Consider the following 7,899-nt stretch of genomic DNA (forward strand, 5'->3'; position numbering starts at 1 on the left):
GATGATCGAACGGATCGTCGAATTCTCCGTCCGTCGGCGTTGGCTGGTCCTGCTGGTGACGCTCGTCGCGGCGGCCTCCGGATTCTGGTCTCTGACCAGGCTCCCCATCGACGCCGTACCGGATGTCACCAATATCCAGGTCCAGATCAACGCGGCCGCGCCGGCGCTGACGCCCGTCGAGATCGAGAAGCAGGTGACCGTTGCGCTCGAAACGGCGCTCGCCGGCATGCCGGGGCTGGAGTCGACGCGCTCATTCTCGCGCAACGGTTTTGCGCAGATCACCGCCGTGTTCGCCGACCGCACCAATATCTACTTCGCGCGCCAGCTGGTCGCGGAGCGTCTCAACGAGGCCAAGGCCAGCCTGCCGCCTGGCGTCGATGTCCGGATGGGACCGGTTTCGACCGGCCTCGGCGAGATCTACTGGTGGGCCGTCGAGTACGAGAAGCCCGGCGCGTCCGCGCCGGTTCGCGACGGACGACCGGGATGGCAGAGCGACGGCAGCTATCTCACACCGGAGGGTGAGCGGCTGACCGACGATTTCCAGCGCACCGTTTACCTGCGCACGGTGCAGGACTGGATCGTCCGGCCACAGATGAAGACCGTTCCCGGCGTCGCCGGTGCGGACGCGATCGGCGGCTTCGTCAAGCAGTTCCAGGTGCAGCCGGACCCCGCAAGGCTGGTCGGTTATGGGCTGTCCTTCAAGCAGGTCGTCGATGCCATCGAGGCCAACAACACCAGCCGCGGGGCGAACTACATCGAGCAGAACGGCGAAGGCCTCGTCGTGCGGGCCGCCGGCCGCGTCGAAAATCTGGAAGACATCGAGCAGATCGTCGTGACGACGCGCGGCGGCGTTCCCGTTCGCATCAGGGACCTTGGCGAGGTCTCGATCGGAAAGGAATTGCGAACCGGCAGTGCAAGTGTCAACGGGCGCGAGGTCGTGCTCGGCACCGCCTTGATGCTGATCGGCGGCAACAGCCGGACCGTGGCCGCGGCGGCCGACGCCAAGATCAAGGACATCAGCAAGACCCTGCCGCCGGGCATTTTTGCCCGTACCGTCCTCAACCGGACGCAACTCGTGGATGCGACGATCCACACCGTTGCCAAGAATTTGGCCGAGGGCGCGCTGCTCGTCATCGCCGTGCTGTTCCTGCTGCTCGGCAACTTCCGCGCCGCGCTCGTTACCGCCTGCGTCATTCCCATCACCATGCTCATCACCGCAACGGGGATGCTGCAAGGGCGCATCAGCGCCAACCTGATGAGCCTCGGTGCGCTCGACTTCGGCCTGATCGTCGACGGCGCCGTCATCATCGCCGAGAACAGCCTGCGTCATCTCGCCGAGCGCCAGAGGGAGCTTGGCCGCGCGTTGTCTCTGGACGAGCGCCTCGACACCGTGAAGGTCTCGACATCGGAGATGATCCGCCCATCGGTCTACGGCCAGATCATCATCATCCTGGTCTACACGCCGTTGCTCGCCTTCACCGGAGTCGAGGGCAAGACCTTCGAGCCCATGGCCTTGACGGTGATGATCGCGCTGGCCGTCGCCTTCGTCATCTCGCTGACTTTCGTGCCGGCCGCCGTGGCGATCGCGATCACCGGCAAGGTCAACGAGCGCGAGAACATCCTCGTCCGGACGCTCAAGCGCTGGTATGCACCCCTGCTTTCGGGTGCGATCGCGAGGCCACTGCCCGTCGTTGCCGCCGCGGCCCTGCTCTTCGTCGGCGCCGCGCTGTTGTTCATGCGGCTCGGTCAGGAGTTCACACCGACCCTGGACGAAAAGAACATCGTCATGGAAGTGAAGCGCATCCCAAGCACTGCGCTTGCGCAATCGCAGGCCATGCAGCTCCTCATCGAGCGGCAGATCAGCAAGTTTCCCGAGGTCGCCTTTGTGTTCTCGCGCACCGGCACGCCCGATCTCGCCGCCGATCCTATGCCGCCAAACGCATCGGACACCTACATCATCGTCAAGTCCCAGGACGAATGGCCCGATCCCGCCATGTCGAAGGATGACCTGATCAAGAAGATCGAGGCCGAGGCCGGAAAGCTGCCGGGCAACAAGGTGGGATTTTCGCAGCCGATCGAGATGCGGTTCAACGAGCTGATTGCGGGCGTCCGCGAGGACCTGGCCGTCAAGGTTTTCGGCGACGACTTCGTCCAGATGCAACGGACCGCGGGCCAGATCGCCGATGTGGTCCGCAAGATCGACGGCGCCGAGAACGTCAAGGTCGAGGAAACCTCGGGTCTGCCCTTCCTCGAGATCAAGATCGACAAGGCGGAGATCGCGCGGCGCGGCCTCAGCCTGGCGGCCGTGCAGGATCTGATGCAGACCGCCATCGGCGGCACGGATGCCGGTCTGGTGTTCGAGGGCGACCGCCGCTTCAAGATCGTGGTGCGCCTTGCCGATCCATTGCGGAACGACATTCCAACCTTGGAAGAACTGCCGATTCCCCTTCCCCACGCCAATCCCGACGCGCCGGCCGCCTCGATCCCGCTGCGGACGATCGCCTCGTTCGAGCAGACCACCGGCTACAACCAGATCAGCCGAGAGAACGGCAAACGGCGTGTCGTCGCAACAGCCGAGGTCCGCGGCCGCGACATCGGCTCGCTGGTGTCGGAAGCACAGGCGAAAGTCGTCGATCAGGTGAAGCTGCCGGCCGGCAGCTATCTCGCCTGGGGCGGCCAGTTCGAGAATTTCGCGGTCGCCCGGCAACGGCTGGTGTTCGTGGTGCCCGGGGTGTTCGCCCTGATCTATCTGCTGCTATTCGGCGCACTTGGCTCGGTGCGTGATGCTCTGCTCGTCTTCAGTGCCGTGCCGCTCGCGCTCACCGGAGGGATCGCGGCACTGTGGCTGCGCGGCATGCCGTTCTCGATCTCCGCGGCCGTCGGCTTCATCGCGCTTTCTGGCGTCGCCGTTCTCAACGGGCTCGTCATGCTGACGCAAATCCGCAAGCTGATCGCCGAAGGCGTCGAGCCGAAGACCGCCATTGGCGAAGGCGCGTTGACGCGATTTCGTCCCGTCGCGATGACTGCGCTCGTGGCCTCGCTCGGCTTCGTCCCGATGGCGCTTGCGACCGGTACTGGCGCCGAGGTTCAGAAGCCGCTGGCGACCGTCGTGATCGGCGGCCTGCTGACCGCGACACTGCTCACGCTGGTCGTGCTGCCGGCGCTGTACGCTCGCTTCGCCGTACCGCGCACGCCGACAAAACGCAGCAATGCGCCGCCGGCCCTCGTCCACGACCACGCCGCCGAGTAAAGTTGGCACTTCCCTCGCGCGCTCACGGTCGCCGCTTCTCCGGGTGAGCCGCCCGCGCCCACAGCAGCGCGAACGGCCCCAACGCGATTCCCGCCGCAAGAACGATGAACGCCAGCAGCCAGCCGGTCGCGCTCTGCGGGCCGCCGGCCGCGTCGAGCGCGGCGCCGGTTCCCCAGGCTCCAACCGCCGACAGACCGAAGCCGACCGTCGAGTGCAGAGCCAGAGTTGCACCACGATATTCGGAAGTCGCCGCGGCAGACATGCCGGCAGTCAACGCACCTGAATCGGCGGGCACGGTCAGGCCATAGGCGAGCAGTAGCAGTGCGAGCACCCATGCCGGCGCCGTCGCGTTGAGCCCGATGATAAGTGCGACGCAGGCCGATGCGATCATGACGATCGTGATCGCGCGATGGCGGCCGAATTTCAGCGCGGCCTCGTTGCCGAGGATGCTTGCGGGCATCGAGATCACCGCGAAGCAGAAGCTCAGCACGACGGGACTCAACCAGGACGGCGCGCCCTGGTGCGCAACGACGAAGGTCCAGAATCCGACGAGCCAGGTGCGGATGCCGTAAAGCTCGAAGCAGTGCGCGCCGTAGCCGAGGATGTAACCGAGCGCCTCGCGGTTGGCGAAGACGGGTGCGAAGTTGAGCAGACGCCCCGCCTTCGGCGCGGGCCGCTGCTCCCGCATCAGAGGGCACGCGATGACCATGGCGACGGGACCAAAGCCGGTGACGAGGAAGGCGGTGCGCCACCCCCAGCGGTCGGCGATCAGTTGCGCCACCAGGAACGAGAGACCAACGCCGACCGAGAAGCTCGAAGTGTACAACGTAACGGCGCGCGAGGTGTCGCCGGCGGGAAGCCGGTCCGTCAGCGCCTTCAGGCCCGGCATGTAGGCGCCGGCAAATCCAAGCCCTGCAAGGGACCAGATCGCGGTCGCCGACCAGAACCCTTGCGCGAAGATTCCGAACGCTGCGGTCGCGAGCCCGCTGACGATCGAGCCCCAGAGCAGGACAATCCGCGCGTCGATCCGGTCGGTCAACGTCGTCAGCACGGGTACCGCGAGCATGTAACCGAACGCGTAACCGCTCGCCATCAGGCCGCCTTCGGCGGCGGAGAGGCCCCACTCCGGCATCAAATGCTGCGCCAGATTTGCGGACAAGGTCACATGCGGCAGCAGGTTGCCGACCTGCCCTATGCACATCACCGCAATCAGAGACCGGCCGCCGAGCTTACGAATTTTGTTCTCCCACCTGAAGCGGCGTTGATGTTGCCTGCTCCGTGCGAAGCAGCAAGAGCGCGAAGAAGGCCGAGACCGAGACGAGCGCGCTGATCCACAGCGCACTGCTGCCGATGTGCTCCACCATCAGCCCCAGTGCGAGCGGCGCGGCGGCACCCGTCAGTCTAGAAGGCAGCGAGATCACGCCGACGCGCTTGCCGAATCCGGCCGGCCCAAACAGCGCCAATGGAAGTGTACCACGGGCAATGGTGATGATGCCGTTGCCCGCTCCGTACAACACCGTGAAAGTCGACGCGAGCAAGGGGCCGCCTACCACCAGCGCAACGACACCGATCGGATTCATCAGCATGGCCAGCCTCGCCGAGAGCAGCGGGTGAAACCGGGCGAGCCATCCTGCCTCCAGAAGGCGCGCGCCGACTTGCGCAGGCCCAACCAACGCTCCCGCGAGCAAGGCCTGAGCGGGTGTCGCGCCAAACGCAACCAGCATGGTCGGGAGAATGGCCGAGATTCCCGAACTGACGAAGCTTGCTGCCGCGAACATGTAAGCCAGCAGCACCATCGCGAAGGTCTCGCTCTGGCGTCCGGATTGCTGGATTGCACCCGGCCCCGGTCGAGCCTGCTGGTCCAACGGAACGGCGCGCGGCAGCGAGAGATTGAGCGGCAACGCAACAGCGATATGGATCGCCGCCCATACCTGGCAGGCGACGCGCCAGCCGTACTCCGACGCGAGCCAGGTCGTGAGGGGCCAGCCGAGCGTGCTGGCGAAACCGGCGATCAGCGTGATGCCGGCGATGGTTCGCCGTGCATGGGTACCGTAGATGCGCGCAAGCGTCGCGAAGGCCGCTTCATAGAGGCCCATGCCCATGCCGATCCCGAGCAACGCCCAGGCCGCAATCAGCACCGCCACGCCATGGGCCACGGACAGCAGGAGCAGGCCCGCCACAAGCACGAGGTTCGAAATGGCAAGCAGGCTGCGTCCGCCAAACGTATCGATCGCATGCCCCACGCGCGGGCCGAGCAGGCCAGAGATGACGAGCGCTCCCGACAGCGCGCCGAACACGTAAGTCGGCGCGAGACCGAGATCGCGCGCAATCGGCGCGGCCAGGATGGCCGGGAGATAATAGCTCGACGCCCATGCAACCGTTTGCGCGGTGCCGAGCGCGAGCACGATGGCGAGCGGACCTCGGGCTTGGCCCGCAGGAAGTTGCGTCATGAACAACCGCACCCCGAAGCACCGGCCTTCTTCGCCGTTTCGTCGGCGGCACAGCAGGTGGACAAATCCTCCTTCGCACTGCCGCCGCAACATCCCGATGCAGCTCCGGCTGCCTCGACACCACCACGCGTGCAGACGCCGGTCTCCGGCAGCACAAGCTCCACCCTCGCCGCCGCCTCCTTGTCGCCGGCGAGGTCGGCCGCAATCGAGCGAACCTGCTCATAACCCGTCATCATCAGGAACGTCGGCGCACGGCCATACGACTTCATGCCCGCCATGTAGAAGCCCGGCTCATCATGCGCGAGCTCGCGCGCACCGTGTGGACGCACCGTGCCGCAGCTATGCTCGTTGGGATCGATCAGCGGTGCGAGAGCGACCGGTGCCTCGATGGCGGGATCGAGCCGCAAACGCAGTTCAGACAGAAAGGAGAAGTCTGGACGGAAACCCGTCGATACGATCAGTTCGTCCACGACCACGCTTCGCCCACCGCAACAGGCCCCTGCCGCGATCTTGAGGCGACCCTCGGAGTCCAAGAGGTGCGTGACGCCGAATTCGGTCTCGACCCTGATCTTTCCGGAGGCAACAAGCGCGGCGAAGGCGCTGCCGAGTTCGCCACGTGCGGCGAGTTTATCGTTGCGGCCGCCGCCAAAAGCCTTCGCGGGATCGGCGCCGCGCAACAGCCAGACCGGCTGCGTGCCCGGCACTTCGTCGGCGAGATGCACAAGATTGATCAGCGTGCCCACCGCTGAATGGCCCGCGCCGAGCACCGCAACAGTCTTCCCGGCATATTTGGAACGGCTGGCACCCCACACATCCGGCATGCCGTAGGCAACTCGGCCAGCACATTCATGTTCGCCGATCGCCGGCAGGCCGTTGCGTCCGGCCGGATTGGGGGAGAACCATGTGCCTGAGGTATCGATCACAGCATCTGCACGCAGAACCTCGGGCCCCTTGCCGTTCTGATAGCGGATTTCAAAAGGCGCCTGCTCTCTGCCCTTGGTCTTTGCCTTGTCGAAGCCGACGCGGCTGATGGCCGAGACGCGGCTGGCGGTCCGGATCACCTCGCGCAGCGGCGTGCGTGTCGCGAGCGGCGTCAGGTATCGATCGAGCAGTTCGCCGCCGGTCGGATAGGATTGCGGGTCCGGCGAATTCCATCCCGTCGGCGCAAGCATCCGCGCGGCGGCCTTGTCGACATTGTACTCCCACGGCGAGAACAGCTGGACCTGCTGCCACTGGCGGGCCGCGTGTCCGGCTTCGGGTCCGGCCTCCAGCACAATGGCGGACATGCCTCGTTCGAGCACGTGGGCTGCCGCAGCGAGACCGACGGGTCCTGCCCCGATGATGGCTACCGTCTTCTCACTCATTCGGCTTATCCCATCTTTCTAGAATCATCGAATAAGTCGGCCAAAAAAGTCAGGCCGCCGTCTTGGCATCCTTGCACTCGGTTTCGTCGGCACAGCACTCCGACACCAGGAAATCCACCAGGCCCCGCATCCCGTCGTAGTTCGCGTGGCAGACGAGCGTCGTGGATTCGCGGACCTGACTAATCAGCCCGACCGCAACCAGAGACTTGATGTGATGAGACAGCGTCGATGCCGGGATCTTCAGCTTGTCCTGCAAGCGGCCGACGGGCATGCCCGATCGTCCAGCGCGGACCAGGGCCCTGTAGATCTGAAGCCGCGTCCGGTTACCCAGGGCTTCCAAGCGTGCTGCTGCCTCGTCGATCTTCATGACCATAAGATGCGCCGATCGGCCCTCGTCGTCAACCGTATTTCTAGAATATTGGAAATATAGGAGAGACCCCTCCCCGACGAGAGCGGCTTCAGCAGCACTTTCCGTTTTGCTGGATCGGCGGACAAGGAACCGATCCGTACGAACAGAAGACGCAGCAATCGCCGCTCGTCGGCTTGAGCCGGGTGCCGCATCCCTTGCAATCGTAGAAGAACTGACAGGCGTCAGTCGGCATGGTTTCGGCTGACGCGTGATGACAGACCGGACACGTGATTATCGATTGCGTTTGCATTGCCGGCTTTCCTCGATCGCAAGCCACGACGCATTCTAGACGCGCCCAGTTCGGAAATTCAATTGACGCTTCATCATCATTTCTATAAATCTGGATATTACGTGATTATCGATTGCGTTTGCATTGCCGGCTTTCCTCGATCGCAAGCCACGACGCATTCTAGACGCGCCCAGTTC

At 64.8% G+C, this 7,899-nt stretch carries 6 protein-coding genes; 1 reads left to right on the forward strand and 5 read right to left on the reverse strand.

What is annotated here, in order from left to right; all coding sequences use genetic code 11:
• Window position 1 precedes the first annotated feature (1 nt).
• The gene (locus AC5ZFO_RS02055; protein ID WP_282518824.1) at window positions 2-3,250 is read left to right on the forward strand and encodes an efflux RND transporter permease subunit; all 3,249 of its coding nucleotides are present in this window, start codon (window positions 2-4) and stop codon (window positions 3,248-3,250) included.
• 22 nt (window positions 3,251-3,272) lie between these two features.
• On the opposite strand, the gene AC5ZFO_RS02060 is transcribed toward AC5ZFO_RS02055, so the two are convergent.
• The 5 genes from AC5ZFO_RS02060 to AC5ZFO_RS02080 form a co-directional block, all read right to left on the reverse strand.
• A complete protein-coding gene (locus AC5ZFO_RS02060) occupies window positions 3,273-4,451 on the reverse strand; it encodes an MFS transporter (protein ID WP_496121191.1) in 1,179 nt (392 codons plus the stop codon).
• A gap of 28 nt (window positions 4,452-4,479) precedes the next feature.
• Window positions 4,480-5,700, reverse strand: coding sequence for an MFS transporter (locus AC5ZFO_RS02065; protein WP_496121205.1), 1,221 nt, complete (start codon window positions 5,698-5,700; stop codon window positions 4,480-4,482).
• Window positions 5,697-7,064 carry an NAD(P)-binding domain-containing protein gene (locus AC5ZFO_RS02070; RefSeq protein ID WP_496121193.1) on the reverse strand — a complete coding sequence of 456 codons (1,368 nt, stop codon included), beginning with the start codon at window positions 7,062-7,064 and terminating at the stop codon, window positions 5,697-5,699. The genes AC5ZFO_RS02065 and AC5ZFO_RS02070 overlap by 4 nt, the downstream gene beginning before the upstream one ends.
• Window positions 7,065-7,113: 49 nt before the next feature.
• Window positions 7,114-7,431, reverse strand: a complete 318-nt coding sequence (locus AC5ZFO_RS02075; protein WP_282518969.1) for an ArsR/SmtB family transcription factor — start codon at window positions 7,429-7,431, stop codon at window positions 7,114-7,116.
• Between the two features lie 91 nt (window positions 7,432-7,522).
• Window positions 7,523-7,723: a GDCCVxC domain-containing (seleno)protein gene (locus AC5ZFO_RS02080; protein ID WP_282518826.1), complete on the reverse strand. Its 201-nt coding sequence runs from the start codon at window positions 7,721-7,723 to the stop codon at window positions 7,523-7,525.
• Window positions 7,724-7,899 lie beyond the last annotated feature (176 nt).

Source organism: Bradyrhizobium sp. Unk1 (assembly GCF_059512345.1).

What these genes read in the sequence shown, in the direction of transcription:
- AC5ZFO_RS02055 (WP_282518824.1), top strand. Translation starts at nt 2, where the DNA reads ATGATCGAACGGATCGTCGAATTCTCCGTCCGTCGGCGTTGGCTGGTC.
- AC5ZFO_RS02075 (WP_282518969.1), bottom strand. Translation starts at nt 7,431, where the DNA reads ATGAAGATCGACGAGGCAGCAGCACGCTTGGAAGCCCTGGGTAACCGG.
- AC5ZFO_RS02060 (WP_496121191.1), bottom strand. Translation starts at nt 4,451, where the DNA reads ATGTGCATAGGGCAGGTCGGCAACCTGCTGCCGCATGTGACCTTGTCC.
- AC5ZFO_RS02070 (WP_496121193.1), bottom strand. Translation starts at nt 7,064, where the DNA reads ATGAGTGAGAAGACGGTAGCCATCATCGGGGCAGGACCCGTCGGTCTC.
- AC5ZFO_RS02080 (WP_282518826.1), bottom strand. Translation starts at nt 7,723, where the DNA reads ATGCAAACGCAATCGATAATCACGTGTCCGGTCTGTCATCACGCGTCA.
- AC5ZFO_RS02065 (WP_496121205.1), bottom strand. Translation starts at nt 5,700, where the DNA reads ATGACGCAACTTCCTGCGGGCCAAGCCCGAGGTCCGCTCGCCATCGTG.